Origin of the sequence: Stenotrophomonas sp. ATCM1_4 (genome assembly GCF_004348115.1) — a bacterium.
Classification (GTDB): domain Bacteria; phylum Pseudomonadota; class Gammaproteobacteria; order Xanthomonadales; family Xanthomonadaceae; genus Stenotrophomonas; species Stenotrophomonas capsici.
Genome location: NZ_QPFB01000001.1, coordinates 1,824,949 through 1,844,496 on the forward strand (window position 1 = coordinate 1,824,949; position 19,548 = coordinate 1,844,496).

The 19,548-nt window shown below is 67.5% G+C and carries 12 protein-coding genes, 1 rRNA gene and 1 pseudogene (1 of these 14 only partly in view); 9 read left to right on the forward strand and 5 right to left on the reverse strand.

Translation table 11 applies throughout. The features are described from left to right. Nucleotides 1–101 precede the first annotated feature (101 nt). The 6 genes and pseudogenes from ATCM_RS08390 to ATCM_RS08415 all read left to right on the forward strand — a co-directional run bounded on the left by ATCM_RS08390 (nt 102) and on the right by ATCM_RS08415 (nt 7,615). Nucleotides 102–629 (forward strand): DUF3828 domain-containing protein, encoded by a 528-nt coding sequence (locus ATCM_RS08390; protein ID WP_132864090.1) that lies wholly within the window; start codon nt 102–104, stop codon nt 627–629. Between the two features lie 123 nt (nt 630–752). After that, entirely contained in the window at nt 753–1,352 is a 600-nt protein-coding gene (gene folE / locus ATCM_RS08395; protein ID WP_132864091.1) for a GTP cyclohydrolase I FolE, read from the forward strand. Nucleotides 1,353–1,375: 23 nt separating this feature from the next. Continuing rightward, on the forward strand, nt 1,376–2,845 hold the full coding sequence (locus ATCM_RS08400; RefSeq protein ID WP_132864092.1) for a DUF3375 domain-containing protein: 1,470 nt from the start codon (nt 1,376–1,378) through the stop codon (nt 2,843–2,845). Beyond that, nucleotides 2,832–3,548: a DUF4194 domain-containing protein gene (locus ATCM_RS08405; RefSeq protein ID WP_132864093.1), complete on the forward strand. Its 717-nt coding sequence runs from the start codon at nt 2,832–2,834 to the stop codon at nt 3,546–3,548. The genes ATCM_RS08400 and ATCM_RS08405 overlap by 14 nt, the downstream gene beginning before the upstream one ends. Before the next feature lie 70 nt (nt 3,549–3,618). Next, nucleotides 3,619–6,984: pseudogene (locus ATCM_RS08410) on the forward strand (SbcC/MukB-like Walker B domain-containing protein); the annotation flags it as partial. 253 nt (nt 6,985–7,237) lie between these two features. After that, nucleotides 7,238–7,615, forward strand: coding sequence for an MAPEG family protein (locus ATCM_RS08415; protein ID WP_132864095.1), 378 nt, complete (start codon nt 7,238–7,240; stop codon nt 7,613–7,615). 149 nt (nt 7,616–7,764) lie between these two features. Here the strand turns inward: ATCM_RS08415 and ATCM_RS08420 are convergent, their stop codons facing one another. The 4 genes from ATCM_RS08420 to ATCM_RS08435 form a co-directional block, all read right to left on the reverse strand. Beyond that, nucleotides 7,765–10,635: a TonB-dependent receptor gene (locus ATCM_RS08420; protein WP_132864096.1), complete on the reverse strand. Its 2,871-nt coding sequence runs from the start codon at nt 10,633–10,635 to the stop codon at nt 7,765–7,767. 220 nt (nt 10,636–10,855) lie between these two features. Next, nucleotides 10,856–11,599, reverse strand: coding sequence for an SDR family NAD(P)-dependent oxidoreductase (locus tag ATCM_RS08425; RefSeq protein WP_132864097.1), 744 nt, complete (start codon nt 11,597–11,599; stop codon nt 10,856–10,858). 77 nt (nt 11,600–11,676) lie between these two features. Further along, a complete protein-coding gene (locus ATCM_RS08430) occupies nt 11,677–13,311 on the reverse strand; it encodes an EAL domain-containing protein (RefSeq protein WP_132864098.1) in 1,635 nt (544 codons plus the stop codon). Nucleotides 13,312–13,412: 101 nt separating this feature from the next. Further along, on the reverse strand, nt 13,413–14,192 hold the full coding sequence (locus tag ATCM_RS08435) for a TSUP family transporter (RefSeq protein WP_132864099.1): 780 nt from the start codon (nt 14,190–14,192) through the stop codon (nt 13,413–13,415). 85 nt (nt 14,193–14,277) lie between these two features. Here ATCM_RS08435 and ATCM_RS08440 point away from each other — a divergent pair, with 85 nt between their 5' ends. Continuing rightward, nucleotides 14,278–14,670, forward strand: a complete 393-nt coding sequence (locus tag ATCM_RS08440; protein WP_132864100.1) for a YchJ family metal-binding protein — start codon at nt 14,278–14,280, stop codon at nt 14,668–14,670. Nucleotides 14,671–14,956: 286 nt separating this feature from the next. After that, nucleotides 14,957–17,116, forward strand: coding sequence for a lytic murein transglycosylase (locus tag ATCM_RS08445; RefSeq protein WP_343145182.1), 2,160 nt, complete (start codon nt 14,957–14,959; stop codon nt 17,114–17,116). 152 nt (nt 17,117–17,268) lie between these two features. Here ATCM_RS08445 and ATCM_RS08450 read toward each other — a convergent pair whose 3' ends face one another. Next, nucleotides 17,269–18,444 carry a benzoate/H(+) symporter BenE family transporter gene (locus tag ATCM_RS08450; RefSeq protein ID WP_132866116.1) on the reverse strand — a complete coding sequence of 392 codons (1,176 nt, stop codon included), beginning with the start codon at nt 18,442–18,444 and terminating at the stop codon, nt 17,269–17,271. Between the two features lie 742 nt (nt 18,445–19,186). Between ATCM_RS08450 and ATCM_RS08455 the strand changes: the two genes are divergently transcribed. Beyond that, nucleotides 19,187–19,548 (forward strand): 16S ribosomal RNA (locus ATCM_RS08455); it runs 1,261 nt beyond the window's last position.

A 19,548-nucleotide genomic window follows, 5' to 3' on the forward strand; every position in this document is an offset into this window, starting at 1 on the left:
CCCGGCCGCATGAACCGCCCCCTCCCTGGCGCCGAAGGCGCAGGGGAGGGCGGGGAGGGGTAAGCTCCCGCCAAGCCATCCCCACCCATCAGGACAGCACGATGAAGAACACATGGACGTGGGCCCTCGCCCTGGCGTTGGCCGGCTGCAACGCCCCGCCGGCCAACGCCCCGCAACCGGCAGCCACGCCCGCCGCCGCGGGTACTGCCGCCGACCTCGACCAGGCCCGCACCTTCCTGGCCCACGTCTACGCCACGTACTACCCGGACGTGCCGCTGGAGGACGTGCTGCCCGACGATCAGGTCTACGCCCCGGCGCTGCTGGCGGCGATGGAGGCCAACAGCCAGGCCAATGACGGCGAGGTCGGCTACCTCGACGCCGACCCGCTGTGCCAGTGCCAGGACACCGCGCAGGACCTGCGCCAGCTGGCCTTCACCCTCACCCCGCTGGATGGCGGCCGGCTGCGTGCCACCGCCCAGATGGCCGATCCGGTCGCACCGCTGGCGCTGGATCTCACCCTCAGCCGTTCGCAGGGCCAGTGGCGCATCGCCGATATCGCCAGCCCGGCCGAACCCAGCCTGCTGAAGGCACTGGAGCGGGATACCGAAACGGCCCGGCAGCGGCCCTGAGGGCGGCTGAACCTGAACACAGGCCATGAACAGGGAGGCCCCGGCCACCGTGAACCCGCCGTGCTGCCCCCTCCGGGGCCCGGCTGGTAGCATGTCCACCCCGTAATCCAAGCGCTGTCTGTAATGACCGATTCCAAGAACCCGCCCGTCACCCAGGCCCAGGCCGAAGACGCCGTGCGCACCCTGCTGCGCTGGGCCGGTGAAGATCCCGCCCGCGAAGGCCTGCTGGATACCCCGCGCCGGGTGGCCGAGGCCTACGGCGACTGGTTCAAGGGCTACCAGGACGACCCGCGCGAGTACCTGGCACGTACCTTCGAGGAAGTGGCCGGCTACGACGAGATGATCGTGCTGCGCGATATCGAGTACGAAAGCCACTGCGAGCACCACATGGCGCCGATCCTGGGCCGTGTCCACGTCGGCTACGTGCCCAACGGCCGCGTGGTCGGCATCTCCAAGCTGGCGCGCGTGGTCGAGGCCTATGCCCGCCGCTTCCAGGTGCAGGAGAAGATGACCGCGCAGATCGCCGATGTCATTCAGGACGTGCTGCAGCCGCTGGGCGTGGGCGTGGTGGTGGAAGGCTCGCACGAGTGCATGACCACCCGTGGCATCCACAAGCGTGGCGTGTCCATGGTCACCTCGCGCATGCGTGGCACCTTCCATGACGACGCGCGCACCCGCGCCGAGTTCCTGCGTTTCATCGAAGTCGGCCACGCCCGCCGCTAAGCCCAAGGACCCGCGCGCTGTCGATGAAGTACCCCAAACGTATTGCCGGCTATCAGCGCCTGCGCGAACAGCCGCTGTGGAAACTGCTGGCCTCCGACCGCGCGCCCGTCCTTATCGGCCTGCTGCAGGGCCTGTTGCTGGAAACCGACCGGCGCGTGCCGGGCTCGATCCTGGCCGAGCGCCTGCAGCAGCAGCTGGACGCGCTCAACGCCGAGGAACTCGACGTCGAGCTGCCGCGCACCGCGCAGGCCTACATCGCCTACTGGCTGTCGCAGGGCTGGCTGGAGCGGCGCCTGCCCGAAGGGGCGAGCGAGGAGGAATACGAGCTCTCGCGCCAGACGGTGCAGGCCATCCGCTTCATCGCCGGGGTCGAGCACAACGCCAGCCTGGCCACCGAAAGCCGTTTGTCGATGGTCATGCAGCAGCTCTCGCAGCTGGCCCAGCAGACCGAGACCAACCCCGAGGCACGGCTGGCCGCGCTGCGCGCCGAGCGTGAGCGCATCGACGCCGAGATCGCCCAGGCCGCCAGCGGCAAGGTCGCCACGCTCGACGGCAAGCGCGCGCTGGAACGCACCCGTGACGTGATCCGCCTGGCCGATGACCTGGCCGAGGACTTCCGCCGCGTGCGTGATGACTTCGAGCAGCTCAACCGCCGCTTCCGCGAGCGCATCATCGACGACGAAGGCGCGCGCGGCGACGTGCTCGACCGCCTGTTCAGCGGCGTTGATGTGATCGGCGAGTCCGATGCCGGGCGCAGCTTCCAGGGGTTCTGGGACCTGCTCAACGACCCGCGCCGCAGCGCCGAGCTCGACGCCGCGCTGGACGCGGTGCTCGAGCGTGGCTTCACCCGCAAGCTGGACCGCAACGAGCGCAACTTCCTGCGCAACTTCACCAGCACCCTGCTCGAGCGCGGCGGCCAGGTGCACGAGGTGATGCAGCACTTCGCGCGCAGCCTGCGTGGTTTCGTGCAGAGCCGCGGCTACCTGGAACAGCGCCGCCTCAACCAGCTGCTCAAGCAGGCCCAGGGCCAGGCGCTGCAGCTGCGCGACGACATGCACCCCACCGCCGCCACCGGCTTCGTGCTGCCGCTGTCGGCCGCGCGCCTGCGTTCGATTGGCCAATGGCGCCTGCATGACCCGCGCAGCCACAAGGTCGAGACGTCGATCTTCATGGCCGATGCGGCCGAGATCTCGCTGGACAGCGTCGGCGACCTGGTCGCGCAGTCGGAGATCGACGTGCGCACGCTCAAGGACAACCTGTTCATGCTGCTTGGCACCCGCCCGCAGCTGTCCATCGCGCAGGTGCTGCGCGAGCGGCCGGCGCGGCAGGGCCTGGGCAGCGTGATCGGCTATCTCTCCATCGGCACCCGCCACGGCATGGTGGTGCGCGATCAACTGGAAACCGTGGAATGGACCGGCGGCGACGGCAGGGCACGGCGTGCCCGCGTGCCGCTGGTGTGGTTCCTCAAGGAAAGACGCGATGAACTGGTCTGAGACCGAAATCGAGAACGAAGGCGAAGGTCAGGCCGCACTGGCACCCGCCGCGCCGGCCATCAACAAGGACACCGGCGCGCTGTTCCTGGGCGACACCGGCCGCCTGCCGGCCGAGGCGCGCCGCGCGCTGTGCCAGCTGCTGGCTGGCCCCAGCGTCGATGCGCAGCGCCAGCCGACCCAGTGGACCGCGTTGCTGCGCCACGAAGACGCGGTGCGCAGCCTGCTGTGCGAGCTGTTCCTGGAGCTGGTGCTGGACCGTGACGGCGGCATCGCCTTCACCCGCCAGGCCGATACCGCCGAGCTGGATTCGCCGACCCTACTGCGCAGCGCGCCGCTGACCTTCATCGAGTCGGTGCTGTTGCTGCACCTGCGCCAGCAGTTGGCCGAGGCCGATACCCGCGGCGAACGCGCGGTGGTGGAGGAGCTGGAACTGGTCGAGGCGATGAGCATCTACCAGAAGAACGTCTCCACCGACCAGGCCGGCTACGGCAAGCGCGTGGCCGCGGCGATCGCCAAGATGCGCGAGAACCAGCTGCTGTCCAAGCTGCGCGGCAGCGAGGACCGCTACGAGATCTCGCCGGCCTTGAAGCTGCTGTTCTCGGCCGAGGACGTGCAGACCCTGGGCGAGGCCTACCGCCAGCTGCGCGAAGGCGAGCCGGCGCCGGCCGAGGCCGAAGCCGCCGGCGAAGATGCCGACGAATGACGCGCACGCGCGTCGAATCACATTTGTTTGTCGCCGTCGCGCCAGGCGCGGCGGTTGAAGGATGAGCCGCATGGACACCGCTTCCCACACCCTGCTTCCCGCCGCCGCGTTGTTCAATGACCCGGCCAGTGATGCCCGCGCGAACCAGTTCCGCATGCGCCGCCTGCAGGTGCTCAACTGGGGCACGTTCTCGGGCCTGACCGAAGTACCGATCGCCGAGCGCGGCTTCCTGTTCGTCGGCCGTTCCGGTTCGGGCAAGTCGACCCTGCTTGATGGCATGAGCGCGCTGCTGACGCCGCCGAGCATCGTCGACTTCAACGCCGCCGCGCGCGAAGCCGAGCGTTCCGGCCGCGACCGCTCGCTGGTGTCCTACGTGCGTGGCGCCTGGGCCGACCAGCAGGACAGCGCATCGGGCGAAATCGCCACCCAGTACCTGCGCAAGGGCGCGACTTGGACCGCGCTGGCGCTGGAGTACCACAACGGCCGCGGCGATGCGGTGTCGATCATCCGCATGTTCTGGATCAACGGCGCCGGCACCTCCGCCAACGATGTGCGCAAGCACTACATGGTGGTGCCGCGCCGCTTCGACCTGGCCGAACTCGATGGCTTCGACCTGGACCTGCGCAAGCTGCGCCTGCGCCTGGGCGAGGACGTGGCCCACTTCGACAGCTTCGCCGGCTACGCCGAGCGCTTCCGCCACCTGCTGGGCATCGGCAACGACATGGCGCTGCGCCTGCTGCACAAGACGCAGTCGGCCAAGAACCTGGGCGACCTCAACGCCTTTCTGCGTGGCTTCATGCTGGAAGAGCCGCGCACCTTCGAGGCGGCCGACCGCCTGGTCGAGGACTTCTCCGAGCTGGACGGCGCCCACCACGCGGTGGTGACTGCACGCCGCCAGGTCGAGACGTTGACCCCGGCCCGCGACTACCACCAGGACCTGACCGAGCTGCGCAAGGGCGTGGCCAACCTGCGCGACCTGCAGATCGGCATCGATGGCTTCCGCGAGGAAAAGCGTCTGGAGCTGGTCAACGACCGCCTCAAGGAAGTGGAGGTCGCCGACCGCGGCCTGATGGGCGAGGAAGGCCAGCGCCGCCAGGCGCTGGACAACCACGAGCAGAAGCTGGTCGAGCTGGAACGCCAGCAGCGCGAACAGGGCGGCGAGCGCATCGAGGAGCTGGAGCGCGAACGCACCCGCGTCGAGCGCGAGGTCGAGGAACGCGCGCGCCGCCGCAAGCAGCTGGAAACCGCGTGCCGCCAGCTGGGCATGTCGCTGGCCGACACCGCTTCGGTGTTCGCCGAGCAGGTCGAGCAGGCGCGTGCGCTGATCGACGGCAGCCGTGACGGTGCCGGCACCGTGGACGATGCCATCGCCGAGCGCATGGCCGAGCGTCGCGATGACGAGAAGCGTTTCAATGCGCTGCGCGTGGAGCTGGAATCGCTCAAGTCCGCGCCCAGCTCGATCCCGGCCCCGCTGCAGCAGATGCGCGCCCGCCTGTGCGATGACACCGGCCTGCCCGAATCGGTGCTGCCCTTCGTCGGCGAGCTGATCCAGGTGCGCGAGGACCAGATCGGTTGGCGCGGCGCGATCGAGCGCGTGCTGCACGGCTTCGCGCAGTCGCTGCTGGTCGATGAGAAGCACCACAGCCAGGTGGCCGAGTGGGCCAACCGCACCCACCTGGGCACCAAGCTGGTCTACTTCCGCGTGCGCGACAACGAGTCGCTGCATGCGCGCGAGCCGGACAAGCGTTCGCTGATCCACAAGCTGCAGCTGCGCGACCACGTGTTCGGTGACTGGGTCCATAACGAACTGCTGCGCCGCTTCGATTACACCTGCGTGGAGAACGCCAGCCAGCTGCGCAACGAAGACCGCGCACTGACCCGCGAAGGCCAGATCAAGCACCCGGGCGATCGCTACGAGAAAGACGACCGCCACGCGGTCAACGACCGCAAGCGCTGGATGCTGGGCCACGACAACCGAGACAAGCGCCGCGTCTACGAACGCGAGGCGCAGGAGCTGGCGCAACGCATCGCGCGCAGCGAGTCGGACGTGGCCATGCTGCGCAAGCAGCGCGAGAGCGGGCAGGAAAAGCAGCTGGCCGCGCGCGTGCTGGTCGAGCGCGACTGGGACGAGATCAACGTCGGCCCGCGCCTGCAGCGCCTGGCCGACATCGACGAGCAGCTGGTGGACCTGCGCGAGGGCGACAACGCATTGGCGCGCGTCGGCCAGCAGATCGAGCTGACCCGCGGCCTGCGCGACCAGGCCAAGCGCACCTACGAGGACGTGCGGCTGGAACGCGCGCAGCTTTCGCGTGAGCGCGTGCGGCTGGAACAGCAGCGTGACAATGGCGCCGCCCGCGTCGCCGGTGCGCCGCTGACCGATGCCCAGCGCGACGGCCTGGGCGAGCGCCTGGAGGCGCTGCCGGGCTTCAACCTGGACACGCTGGAAAGCCACTTCCGCGTGATCGAGCGTGGCCTGGCCGAGGAGCTGGGGCAGAGCCAGAGCCGCGACGCCAAGCTCACCCAGCACCTGCTCGACTGCTTCCGCAAGTACTGCCAGCAGTGGCCGGAGGACTCCGGTGACTTCACGGTGTCGCTGAGCAGCGCCGATGACTTCCTGGCACGCCTGCAGCGCCTGGAGAGCGACGGCCTGCCACGCCACGAAGGCCGCTTCTTCGAGCTGCTGCAGACCCAGAGCAAGAACAACCTGCTCGCCCTGCAGCGCCACACCGCCGAGGCGCACAAGGCGATCAAGCAGCGCATGGACGAGGTCAACGCCTCGCTCGAGCAGGTGCCGTTCAACCGCGGCACCGTGCTGGCCATCGACGTCAGCGACCGGCGCCTGCCGGAAGTGCAGGACTTCCAGCTGCAGCTGCGCGCGGTGCTGACCCACCAGCAGACCGAAGACCGTTCGCTGGCCGAAACCCAGTTCAACGTGCTGCGTGACCTGGTGCGCCGCCTCGGTGCACAGGAACCGGAGCTGCGCCGCTGGCGCGAGCAGGTGCTGGACGTGCGCCAGCACGTGGAGTTCTACGGCGTCGAGCTCGACGGCGAAACCCGCGAGCAGGTCGAGATCTACCGCAGCGGCGCCGGCAAGTCCGGTGGCCAGCGCCAGAAGCTGGCCACCACCTGCCTGGCCGCGGCGCTGCGTTACCAGCTCGGTGGCGAAGATGGCGAACTGCCGCGCTACGCGGCCGTGGTGCTCGACGAAGCCTTCGACAAGGCCGACAACGAGTTCACCGCGCTGGCGATGAACATCTTCGAGAACTTCGGCTTCCAGATGGTGGTGGCCACCCCGCTGAAGTCGGTGATGACGCTGGAGCCGTTCATCGGCGGTGCCTGCTTCGTCGAGATCAGCGGTCGCCACGATTCGGGCGTGCTGCTGATCGAATACGACGACGAGGCCAATCGCCTGAAGCTGCCGGCCCGCGCCCGTGGCGCCGCCGCCCGCGAACAGGACCAGGCCGGTGACGGGGAAGTCGTGGTAGCCGATGCCGAAGCCGCACCGAAGAAGAAGCCGGCAAGGAAGAGCACGGCCACCGAGCAGTAAGTCCGGCATTCCTCCCTTGCCACTGGCCAGGGAGGAAGCACGGCAGGAGCGGGTCCAGCCGCCAAGCCCATGCCACATCCGCTCGCACCACCCCGCGCGCACCTCCGTTACAGTCCCCTCAAACGCCTCCGAGGATTCCCCCATGCATTACGTGGAAATCGTCGCCATGCTGGTCGTGGTGCAATACCTGTTCTTCACCACCCTGGTCGGTCGCGCCCGTGGCCGTTACGGCGTGAAGGCGCCGGCCGTCACCGGCCATGAAGGTTTCGAACGCGTCTACCGCGTGCAGATGAACACCCTGGAGCTGATGGTCGCGCTGCTGCCGTCGTTGTTCGTCGCCGCCCGCTTCTGGCCGGCCGAATGGGTGGCGGGCATCGGTGCGGTCTACCTGGTTGGCCGCTTCATCTACTGGCGCGCCTACGTCGCCGCGCCGGCGGGGCGTGGCCTGGGTTTCGGCCTGTCGATGCTGCCGGTGCTCGCACTGCTGCTGATGGCCCTGGCGGGCGCGATCCTGCGCTGATTGCCCGGTCGCGAAGCCGACGGCCCATCCCGTCGCGCAGAGGCGGGCTACGGAAGCAGTGTCGGCTTCCAGCCAATCCCGAAACCGAATACCCATCGCCAACGACAAAGGGAGCCTTGCGGCTCCCTTTGTCGTTTCCCTCACCCGGCTCAGAAATCCAGGCTGAGCTTGGCGTAGCTGTAGCGCCCCGGCAGGTCATAGGTGCCCGGGTCGTAGCCATTGAGCGTGCAGCTCAGGCAGATCGGCGGGTTCTTGTCGAACACGTTGTTGACGCCCACGGTGACCTTGACGCCCTTCATCCACGCATCGGTGCGCCAGCTCACCTGCGCGTCGTGGTACGTGGTGGCGCCCAGCCAATGCTGGTCGTTGGCGCTGTCGGTACAGATGTCGAAACCATTGGCCCCGGCGCAGCGTTCGCGCAGGCGGTCGATGTAGCGCATCGTCCAGCTCGCGTTCCAGTTGCGGAAGTCCCAGTTGGTGGTCAACGTCGAGCTCCACTCCGGGATCGCGCTGTCGTTGATCTCCACGCCTGGCGCCTTCGGTTCGGCCTGGCCGGATTCGTTGATCAGCTCGTAACGGGTGACCCAGGTGGCCTTCCAGTCGAAGCCGAGCTGGCCCCAGCCGGTCTCCGGCAGCAGCCAATGCGCGGTGAAGTCCCAGCCACTGGTGTTGATGGTGCCCAGGTTGGCCAGGATGTCCTCGAAGCGGATGATCTGCCCGCGGTCGTTGCGCGTGTAGCTGGCACAGGCGGTGGCATCGCGGGTATCGATGCAGCGGTCGAGGATGGCCTGCGCATCCGGTGCCTGGATCGCGTCATCGATGGTGTGGCGGTAGAACGTCACGCCCAGGTCCAGCTTGCTCGACCAGCTGCTGTTCTCGGCCCAGCCCGGGCTCCACACCGCACCGGCCATGAACGAGCGGCTTTCCTCCGGCTGCAGGTCGCGGTTGCCGGAAGTGACCACCGAGATCTGCGGGTTGGCCTGCTCGTAGCCGGCCGGCACGCCATCGGCCACGCACTTGGGCGTGGTGGAGGCGGCGTTGTTGCACGGGTCCACCAGGGTCGCGTCGAAGCGGCTCAGCGTGCCGTACAGCTCGCCGATCGACGGTGCGCGGAAGCCCTGCGCGTAGGACATGCGCAGCAGCAGTTCGTCGGCCGGCTGCCAACGCAGGCCGATCTTGCCGGTGCCGGTGCCGCCGAAGGTGGAGTAGTCCGAATAGCGGCCGGCGATGCTCAGGTCCAGGCTCTTGCCCCAGAAACCGCCACGCGCCAGCGGCACGTCGAATTCCGCATAGGCTTCCTTCACCGTATAGCTGCCAACTGTGATGCCCGACGGCACGCCGTTGTACTCGCCGGCCACGGTGATCGGGTCAGGGTGGTATTCGCCCTTGTAGCGGCGCCACTCGGCACCGGCGGCGAAGGACACCGGCCCGGCCCAGTTGTCGAACAGCTCGCCGGTGATGTTGGCCGAACCCAGGCTCAGCGTGTTCTTGCTGCGGTCGCGCACCAGCGGCGAGATCCAGGCCAGCATGTCCGGGGTGATGGTGCCCGGCCCGCCGAAGATGTTCAGCGGCACGCAGCCGGCGATCGCCGCGCAGGCGGCCGGGTCGCCCAGCGCCTGGTTGATGTGCTTGATGTTGTAGCTGCCGGTGTTGGTCTGGGTGGCCTTGCTTTCACTGGTCATCGCGTTGATGTCCCAGTTCCAGGTGCGCTGGTTGACCTCGAAGGTGCCGTCCAGCCCGGCCGCCGCGTACCAGGTCTTCACCTTCTGCTCGTAGCGGCGCGGCCCGCCTTCCACCGGGCGTCGCCCGATCAGGAACAGGTTCGGGTCGCTGCCCATTGTGGTCAGGTCGAAGCCGAACGGGTTGTAGGGGTTGTTGGCCGAGATCACCAGGTTCTTCTCGGCCCAGTCGTTGTAGACGCCGGCGTCGGTACCCAGGAAGAACGGTTCCGGCGCGGCCTGGTTGGCCGACTCGCGCTCGCTGTACAGGCCACGGAACCAGCCGCTGACGGCCGGGGTGAATTCGAAGCGCACCTGGCCGAACACCGACTTGCGCTCATTCGGGGTCAGCAACAGGTTGTACGGGGCGAAGTTGAAGCGGTCCGGGGTGCCGAAGCAATGGTAGTCATCGGTGCGCGCGCAGCCGGTCTGGCTGGGATCGAACTGCGGCGAGGTGACGCCGGTGTTGGAGGTGATGTTGAACACGTTGCCGCTGGGGTCGGCGAACACCAGCCGTCCCTGCGGCGTGGCCGAGCTGCCATTGGCCAGGCCGGTGCCCGGCACCGGCTCGCGCGCCCACTTGTACTCGTTGGAGCCGATCTCCTTCTGCTTGAACCACGAGCCGCCCACGATCCACTGCGCACGTTCGCCGCTCTTGCCGAAGCTGAAGTCCACCCCGGTCGTGCCGCCACCCTTGAGGTTGTAGTCGCCGTACTGCACCTCGACGTGGCCACCGTCGGCGCCCTTCTTGGTGATGATGTTGACCACGCCGGCGATCGCGTCGGAACCGTAGATCGACGAGGCACCGTCCTCCAGCACTTCGATGCGGTCCACCAGCGCCAGCGGAATGGTGTTCAGGTCGACCGACGAGCCCACCCCCGAGCCGGACGATTCGTTGACCCAGCGGATGCCGTCCACCAGCACCAGCACGCGCTTGGGGCCGAGGTGGCGCAGGTCCACCGTGGCCGCGCCGGCACCCACGCCGCCGCCATCGGGCGGGAAGCCGAAGTTGCCGCTGGAGTTGAGCTTGGTGCTCAGCGAGGCGCCGCTGGCGGTGAGGTGCTGGACCACATCGGCCACCGAGGTGTAGCCGGTGCGTTCGATGGCCTCGCGGGACAGCACCTGCACCGGCACCTGGGTTTCCAGTTCGGCCTTCTTGATGCGGGTACCGGTGACCTGGATCGTGTCCAGGGTGCGCGCGTTCTCGGTGGCGTCCTGGGCGGCCGCCGTGGCGGGGAGCAACAACAGGGAAAGCCGTACGGCGTGGGCAAGGCGTTGCGTGCGTAGCGAAGACAACTTCATCGGAAAGCTCCTCTGAATGCCGGACTACTTCTGGTGGGCCCGCCGCAGGGGCGGGTGCCACCGACTTGTAAACAATTCGTTAGGCGGCGGCAACAAGAAGGCGCCACAAAGCCGCATTCATGTGCCAACGGATGGCACTTTGGCGAAATCCGGCACAAAAAAAGGCAGGGCCAGGCCCTGCCAAACACACAATGTCAGGTGCGCCCCGGCGGCGCGGCGGTCAGCGGGCGGAGTAGCCGCCGTCGACCAGGTGGTAGCTGCCGGTGATGAAGGAGGCCTTGTCCGAGAGCAGGAAGCAGGTCAGCTCGGCCACCTCGTCGGCCGTGCCCAACCGCCCGGCCGGGTGCAGCGCCACCAGCCCGGCGTAGGCCTGCGCGTCCATGCCCTGCAGCAACGGCGTGTCGATGAAGCCGGGGCCGACCGCGTTGACCCGCAGGCCCTGGGCCGAGTACTCCAGCGCCGCGCTCTTGGTCATGCCGACCAGGGCGTGCTTGGCGGCCACATAGGCGGCCGAGCCGGCCCAGCCGTTGCTGCCCAGGATCGAGGCCATGTTGACGATGGCGCCGCCACCGGCGGCCAGGATCGCCGGCACTTCGTATTTCATCGCGTAGAACACCCCATGCAGGTTCACGCCCAGCACGCGGTGCCATTCCTCCAGCGGGTAATCGGCGGTCTGCAGGCTGGCCCCGCCGATGCCGGCGTTGTTCACCGCCAGGTGCAGTGCGCCGAAACGCTCCACGCAGGCCTGCACCATGTGGCGCACGGCATCCGGGTCGCTGACGTCCACGCGCAACGGCATCACCCGATCACCCAGCGACATCGCCACCGCGGTGGCCGCGTCACCGTCGATGTCGGCGGCCAGTACCTGCGCCCCGCGCGCGGCCAGCTGGCGGACCACGGCTTCGCCGATGCCCGAAGCCGCGCCGGTCACCAGCGCGATGCGTCCCTGGAAATCCTGCTGCATGGCACTGCTCCACGACCGCGGCCATCCCGCGACGAAGCCAGCATCGCCGCATCAGTGGAGCAATGCATTGAGGTCGATCAATCCGGTGTTGGCCGGCGCCGGGGCAGGGGGCCAACCGGTGCCGGCCGGGCATGCTGGTCCGGGCGCGAATGCGCGGGCACGAACGCGAACAGCTCCGCCGCACCCAGGGGCTTGCTGAACAGGTAGCCCTGGCCGTAGCGCACGCCGCGTTGGCGGAAGAACGTGGCCTGCTCGCGGGTCTCGATGCCTTCCACCAACGTCCGCATGCCCAGGCTGCGGGCCAGGTCGATGATGTGGTCGGCCACGCTGCTGGTCACCGATTCGGTGCAGGCGGTATGGGTGAAGCTCTTGTCGATCTTAAGGATGTCGAACGGGTACGTGGTCAGGTAGGAGAGGCTGGAGTAGCCGGTGCCGAAGTCATCCACCGCCAGCTCGATGCCCAGTCCGCGGATCGCCAGCAGCACTTCCAGGGCGCTGGTCCTCTCCAGCAGGCCGCGCTCGGTGGCCTCGACCACGAAGCAGCCGCACCCCGGGCCGATCGCCGCCTGCATGTCGGCCAGCAGGCGCGGGGTGCGCGGCGACTGCAGGTCCTGCGGGGACAGGTTCACGCTGATGTGGAAGCCCGGATGCTGGCGCAGGAAGCCGCTCAGGTCCTTGACCACCAGTTCCAGCACGCGTCGGCTGACCAGGTGGATCAGCCCGGCGTCCTCGGCGAAGGGAATGAACAGGTCCGGCGTCACCACCTTGCCGTCCTCGTGCTGCCAGCGCAGCAGCGCCTCGGCACCCACGCAGGTGTCATCGACCAGGTCGAACACCGGTTGGTACAGCAGGAACAGGTGCCCCTTGTTGATCGCATGCAGCAGTTCGGCACGGGCCGAGAGCTGGCGCCGGCTGATCAGCCAGGCCGCGCCGAGCACCACCAGCCCGGCCAGCACGCCGGCCGGCAGGAACCAATGCGCGAACTGCGACACGCGCGTGTCGATCGACGCCAGCGGGCTGGCCACGACCGTGCCGGTGGTCCCCGGCGGCACCACCCGCCGCACCACCATGTAGCCGCTGTCCATGTCCAGGTAATGCGCCTGGCCGGCGGCCGGGCCGTTGGCCGCGGCCCAGGCTTCCTGCAGGTGCCCGTAGCGCGCCAGCCACGCGCCGGTGTGGGTGCTGAACAACCCCATCGACACGTTGGGGCGGGAGAACGGCGCGATCAGGCCGTCCGGGTACGCCAGCAGCCCGTAGCCATCCTTGACCAGCAGCACGTATTGCCGCTGCGCTATGCCGCGGATGCGCACCTGCGAATGGATCAGCGTGCCGTCGGGCTGGACCACCGGCGGCGGCCCGAGCAGCAGGTTGTTGGTCACCGCGCTGTTGGAGGAACAGAGCACCCGGGTGCCGTCCAGGAACATCGCGCTCTTGACGATCTGCGAGCTCATCACGAACCGCTGCATCAGCGCCACGCCTTCGGCACTGCAGGGGTCGTCGCTGCGGGCATGCATCTGCTGCCGCAGTTGCCGCAGCAGGCTGGCGGTATCGCGGACCTGGCGTTCCAGGTGCGCGGCGGTGTCATCAAGCTGGGCAAACCGTTCCCGGATTGCCTGCTTGCGCGCCTGCTGCGCCGAAAACAGTACCGGCAGGCAGGCCAGCAGCATGCCGGTGAGCAGCAGCAATGCGGCAATACGATATCGGCTCTTCATCCCAAGCCCTTCCCTGCGTCCGGCGGCGGATCCTCGGCCGCGACTATGTGATGGATCCGGCGGAATTTCAGCGGCCGGGATTCAGCCATGTGCAGGCGCTGTCACGGGCCGCTGAAGGTGTCCCAGGCCATGCGCGTGATCAGCACCACCACCAGCACCAGGAAAAGTTTACGGATCAACGGGGTACCGCCGCGCAGCGCCAGCCGGGTGCCGGTCACCGCGCCCAGCACGTTGACCACGGCCATCGGCACGGCGAACACCAGCAGCACGTTGCCACTGGGCAGGAAGAACGAGATCGCCGCCACGTTGGTGGCCAGGTTCACCACCTTGGAGGCGGCCGAGGCGCGCAGGAAATCCAGCCCGAAGAAGCGCACGAACAGGAAGATCAGGAAGCTGCCGGTGCCCGGGCCGAAGAAGCCATCGTAGAAGCCGATCACCCCGCCCATGACCAGCGCGATCACCAGCTCCCGGCGCCCGACTTCGCGGGGCCGGTGCATCGCGCCGAAATCCTTCTTGGCCAGCGTGTAACCCAGCATCACGATCAGCAGGGTCAGCACCAGCGGACGCACCGCATCCTTGGACAGCAGCGTCACCGCAGTCGCGCCCAGGAACGAGCAGGCGAATGCCGCCGCCGCGGCCAGCAGCACCGGCCGCCACGGGAAGCGCACCGAGCGCGCATAGCGCCAGGCCGACGCGCCGGTGCCGAACATCGAGCTGAACTTGTTGGTGCCCAGCAGGGCCGCCGGGGTGTGCTGGGGCAGGGTGGTGAACAGTCCCGGCAGCTGGATCAGCCCGCCGCCGCCGACCGCCGCATCCACCAGCCCGGCGATGAAGGCGATCACCAGCAACCAGGGCAGCTCGGGCGGCAGCAGTTCCAGCATGGGGATTCCGGCGCAGGGCGCGACAGCATACGCGCCCTTGCCGGGCCCGCTGGAGTGGCAGGTGGCATCGGTGGGAAAATGCGCCATGCAGATCACACCGACCTCACCGTGCCCCTGCGGGCAGGCGTTCACCTACGCCCACTGCTGCGGCCGCTACCACGCCGGCGAAGCCGCTCCCGATGCCGAGGCACTGATGCGTTCGCGCTACAGCGCCTACGTGCTCAAGGACGTGGACTACCTGCTGGCCAGCTGGCACCCGGACACCCGCCCGCAAACCCTGTCGCTGGAAGACGCACCCGGCCAGCGCACCCAATGGCTCGGCCTGGGCGTGAAGCGTCACCTCGTCACTGGCGAGGCGACGGCCGAGGTCGAATTCATCGCCCGTTACCGTGTCGGTGGTGGCAGCGCGGTGAAGATGACCGAGCACAGTCGTTTCCAACGCATCGACGGCCGCTGGTACTACCTCGACGCCGTGTAACCTCAAAGCCCGCTTCTCAACCCCTCCCTTTGGCAAAGCCAATGAGGAGGGCCGGGGAGGAGTCGCTTTCAGCAGGAAGGCTCCAGCGCCCCGCGCTCTTAAGTCCCCTCCCATTGGCAACGCCAAGGGGAGGCCGGGGAGGGGGCGCTTCCAGCGCTGACCACCCAACGCAGCACACGACGACGGCGCAACAGGAGCCGCGCGGCTCCAGTCACCCCAACTCCTGGACAGCCAGCCCCTTCCATCGCTCCGCGTATCATCAAGCCCCACGCAAGGAGCCCGGCCGATGAAAGCACCCCTGATGATGCGCGCAGCCTCGGCACTGGCCGTCCTCACCCTGGCCACGTCCGCGGCGGCGGCCACCAGCGACTTCGGCAGCTGCGGCACCGCGTTGCGGACCAGCGCCGCCGCCCAGGGCATCCGCGCCGAACGCTTCGACCAATGGTTCGCCGACGTCAGCCCCGATCTCAGCGTGCTGCCGCTGCTCGACGCCCAGCCCGAGTTCACCACGCCGATCTGGGACTACCTGGCCTCACTGGTCGACACCCAGCGCATCACCGACGGTCGCGCCCGCCTCACCGAGCACCGCGCGCTGCTCGAGCGCATCTCGGCCCAATACGGCGTCGATCCTGCCACCGTCGTCGCGGTCTGGGGTGTGGAGAGCGACTACGGCCGCGTGTTCGGCAAGCGCCCGCTGCTGCAGTCGCTGGCCACGCTGTCCTGCAACGGTCGCCGCCAACCCTTCTTCAAGGGCGAGCTGCTGGCCCTGCTCAAGTTGCTCGACAAGGGCGACCTCAATCCGGCCGGCCTCACCGGGTCGTGGGCCGGCGCCTTCGGCCATACCCAGTTCATGCCCTCCACCTACGCCCGCATCGCGGTCGACGGGGATGGCGATGGCCGTCGCGACCTGGTCGCCAGCATCCCCGACGCACTGGCCTCCACCGCCAACTACCTCAAGCAGTCCGGCTGGCGCACCGGCCAGCCCTGGGGCGTGGAAGTACGCGTTCCGGCCGGCTTCGATGCCAGCCTGGCCGGACGCACCCAGCGCAAGCCGCTGGCGGACTGGCGCACACGCGGCATCACCCTGGTCGATGGCAGTCCACTGCAGGTCCCGGCCATTACCGATGACGCCAACGCCGCGCTGCTGCTGCCAGCCGGCGCCAAGGGCCCAGCCTTGCTGGTGTTCCGCAACTACGACGCCATCTATTCCTACAACGCCGCCGAAAGCTATGCGCTCGCCATCGCCACCCTGGCCGACCGCCTGCATGGCGGCAGCGGCCTGCGCGCCGCCTGGCCCACCGACGACCCGGGCCTGGGCCGTGACGAGCGCCGCCAGTTGCAGACCCTGTTGCTGGCACGCGGCCATGCCATCGGTGCGGCCGACGGCATGATCGGTACCGCCAGCCGTCGCGCCATCCAGCTCGAACAGCAGCGGCTGGGCTGGAAGTCCGCCGACGGCCGTGCCGGCACCCGTATCCTGCAGGCGCTGCGCGACGCCAAACCGGCGGCGCCCACGGCGTTCCAACTGCCGGCCAACTACCCCCAACTCGTCCAATCCCCGATCGTACGGAGCAATCTCGCAATGAAGGATGTGCAGGGCCTGAGCACAGGCGATTTCAACGGCTTCACCGCCTGGAAGGTGGAAACGCCGTTCTCGACCGCCGCCATCAGCGTGTTCGGTGGCCAGCTGCTGTCCTTCGTGCCCAAGGGCGGCCAGGACGTGATGTGGCTCTCGCCCAGCGCCAAGCAGCCGCCCACGCCCATCCGCGGTGGCAGCCCGGTGTGCTGGCCGTACTTCTCGCGCCAGGGGCAGGGCAACGACGTGCCTTCGCACGGCTTCGTCCGCACCGTGGCTTGGGAACTGCGCGATGCCCGCCGCGAGGCCGATGGCAGCGTCGTGCTGACGCTGGCGCCGCCGCCGCTGGACAACCTCAACCTCAAACTGCAGATGGTGCTGCGCATCGGCCGCACGCTGGAGCAGGAGCTGACCACCGAGAACACCGGCACCCAGCCCACCAGCATCACCCAGGCGCTGCACAACTACTTCAACGTCAGCGATGCACTGAAGGTCGACGTCACCGGCCTGGACGGCCTGACCTACCTGGACAAGCTCGACAACGGCAACGCCCACGTCCAGCAGGGCGACTGGAACCTGCGCGATCCGCGCGACCCGGGCCGCAGCGACCGCATCTACACCCAGGCCGCCGGCCACTACGTCCTGCGCGATCCTGGCTTCAAGCGCGCCATCGACATCACCACCAGTGGCAGCCGCAGCGCCGTGGTCTGGAACGCCGGCCAAGCCCAGGCCGCGAAGATGGACGACATCGGCGACGCATGGCGCAACTACGTCTGCGTGGAGGCTGGCAACGTCGGTCCGGACGTGATCGAACTGGCCCCCGGCGGCCGCCACACCCTCAAGCAGGTCTTCGAGGTAAAGCCGCTCTAACGCAGGCGCTGTCTCAAGCCTTTGCTCAAGCCCCGCTTCCGCAAGCTCAAGCTTCTGCTTAAGCCCCTCTCCCGCAAGCGGGAGAGGGGTTGGGGAGAGGGCAGCCGCTCAGGCCCTTTCGCGCAGAGCACAAGACGCGGGCAGCATCCCCCTCACCGCCGCAACACCAGCAGCGTCACCACGCCCGCCACCAATCCCCAGAACGCCGATCCAATCCCGGCCATCGACAACCCGGAAGCGGTCACCAGAAACGTCACCAGCGCCGGCTCGCGTTCCACTTCCTCGCGCATCGCAACGGCCAGGCTGTTGCCGATCGTGCCCAGCAAGGCAATGCCGGCCAGCGCCGCCACCAGTTCCTTCGGAAACGCCGCGAACACCGCCGCCACCGTCGCACCGAACAGGCCGACCACGATATAGAACGCACCGGCGCTCACCGCCGCCGTATAGCGCCGCGCCGGGTCCTCATGCACGTCACGGCCCATGCAGATCGCGGCGGTGATCGCCGCCAGGTTCAAGGCATAGCCGCCGAACGGCGCCAGCACCATGTTGACCGCACCAATCCAGCCCACCACCGGCGACACCGGCGCGTCATAGCCGGATGCCTTCAGCACCGCCACTCCGGGCACGTTCTGTGAGGCCATGGTCACGATGAACAAGGGCAGGGCGATGCCGAACACCGCCGCCCATGACAGCGTCGGCACGGTGAACACGGGGCGCGCCAGTTGCAGCTGCACCTGATCCACATGCATCAATCCCTTACTGGCGGCAATCGCAACACCGACCAGCAAGGTTGCGATCACCGCATAGCGTGGCAGCAGCCGTCGCCCCAGCAGGTAGGTCGCGAGCATCGCCAGCACCAACAGCGGTTGCGTTCCCACCGACACGAATACATCCAGCCCAAAGCGCAACAAGACGCCGGCCAACATGCCCGACGCCAGCGAGACCGGAATTCGCCGCATCGCCTTTTCGAACACACCGGAGAAGCCGGCCACCGTCGCCAGCAACGCTGCCAGCACAAACGCACCAATGGCATCGGACAAGGGCAGCGTGCTTGCGCCCACCACCAGCATCGCCGCGCCTGGCGTGGACCACGCCGTCACCACCGGCATGCGGTAGCGCAACGACAGCCCGATGCAGGTCACGCCCATACCCAGCCCGAGCGCCCACATCCACGAGGCTATTTCGGCTTGGTCGGCTCCAACGGACTGTGCTGCCTGGAACACGATCACTGCTGAACTGGCGAAACCCACCAGAACGGTGATGAAGCCGGCAATCACTGCAGGCAGCGAAATGTCTTTGAAGAACGAACGAGCAGAAGAGTCAGTCATCAGTCGCACAACCCCGGATCAACCCGCATTGTGGCCGACGAAAGCCGTCAGAGCCCCTCTCCCGCCCTGCGGGAGAGGGGTTGGGGTGAGGGCAGAACGAAATCGCAGCACCAAAGCACCCACAAGCAAGGCCGAAGCAGCGCCAGCAGCTGGGCCCGCCAGGGCGTGGCCACCCATATAGAGAAACGCTCCGTCATCCGATTTCGCTCTCAATCAGTCCAAAACCTTGCCGAATCTGGCTTCAGCAAGTAATTTGCTGCAAAGGCACACAAAGTGATTGCGCTTTTCACAAAGATGTCTAGAATTCGCTCCCTCGCTTCAACGCGCCGGCCACTTCGGTGACCACCGCCAAGAAGCAGCGTCAACCGCCTCGAAATGAGGTGTTGACGGAAACGAAAAGCCTGCTAAAGTAGGCGGCTCGCTTCAACGAGATGCCTTCGGGCGACGGAGAAGTAGTTGAGTCAACTTCCTCGAAACGAGGTGTTGACGAAACGGAAAAGCCGGCTATAATGGGCGGCTCGCTACGACGGAAACGTCGCAGCCTACGAAGATGGCGCTGAGGCCTGATTCGAAGTTCTTTGAAAGTATGCGCAGGTATCTTGTGAGGGCGCCTGCAGGAGTGGATGACTGTCCATCTTGCAGACGTTTAATCAAGCAATGATTCAATTGTTTTAATGCAAGCGAAACGTTGCCAGTGGTTGAATTTCTGCAGCTAAAGTTATTGTCTTCGGACATGTAGTTTTAAGTGAAGAGTTTGATCCTGGCTCAGAGTGAACGCTGGCGGTAGGCCTAACACATGCAAGTCGAACGGCAGCACAGGAGAGCTTGCTCTCTGGGTGGCGAGTGGCGGACGGGTGAGGAATGCATCGGAATCTACTCTTTCGTGGGGGATAACGTAGGGAAACTTACGCTAATACCGCATACGACCTACGGGTGAAAGCCGGGGACCTTCGGGCCTGGCGCGAATGAATGAGCCGATGCCCGATTAGCTAGTTGGCGGGGTAAGAGCCCACCAAGGCGACGATCGGTAGCTGGTCTGAGAGGATGATCAGCCACACTGGAACTGAGACACGGTCCAGACTCCTACGGGAGGCAGCAGTGGGG

What these genes read in the sequence shown, in the direction of transcription:
- ATCM_RS08430 (WP_132864098.1), bottom strand. Translation starts at nt 13,311, where the DNA reads ATGAAGAGCCGATATCGTATTGCCGCATTGCTGCTGCTCACCGGCATG.
- ATCM_RS08445 (WP_343145182.1), top strand. Translation starts at nt 14,957, where the DNA reads ATGAAAGCACCCCTGATGATGCGCGCAGCCTCGGCACTGGCCGTCCTC.
- ATCM_RS08400 (WP_132864092.1), top strand. Translation starts at nt 1,376, where the DNA reads ATGAAGTACCCCAAACGTATTGCCGGCTATCAGCGCCTGCGCGAACAG.
- ATCM_RS08425 (WP_132864097.1), bottom strand. Translation starts at nt 11,599, where the DNA reads ATGCAGCAGGATTTCCAGGGACGCATCGCGCTGGTGACCGGCGCGGCT.
- ATCM_RS08440 (WP_132864100.1), top strand. Translation starts at nt 14,278, where the DNA reads ATGCAGATCACACCGACCTCACCGTGCCCCTGCGGGCAGGCGTTCACC.
- folE (WP_132864091.1), top strand. Translation starts at nt 753, where the DNA reads ATGACCGATTCCAAGAACCCGCCCGTCACCCAGGCCCAGGCCGAAGAC.
- ATCM_RS08420 (WP_132864096.1), bottom strand. Translation starts at nt 10,635, where the DNA reads ATGAAGTTGTCTTCGCTACGCACGCAACGCCTTGCCCACGCCGTACGG.
- ATCM_RS08415 (WP_132864095.1), top strand. Translation starts at nt 7,238, where the DNA reads ATGCATTACGTGGAAATCGTCGCCATGCTGGTCGTGGTGCAATACCTG.
- ATCM_RS08450 (WP_132866116.1), bottom strand. Translation starts at nt 18,444, where the DNA reads ATGACTGACTCTTCTGCTCGTTCGTTCTTCAAAGACATTTCGCTGCCT.
- ATCM_RS08405 (WP_132864093.1), top strand. Translation starts at nt 2,832, where the DNA reads ATGAACTGGTCTGAGACCGAAATCGAGAACGAAGGCGAAGGTCAGGCC.
- ATCM_RS08390 (WP_132864090.1), top strand. Translation starts at nt 102, where the DNA reads ATGAAGAACACATGGACGTGGGCCCTCGCCCTGGCGTTGGCCGGCTGC.
- ATCM_RS08435 (WP_132864099.1), bottom strand. Translation starts at nt 14,192, where the DNA reads ATGCTGGAACTGCTGCCGCCCGAGCTGCCCTGGTTGCTGGTGATCGCC.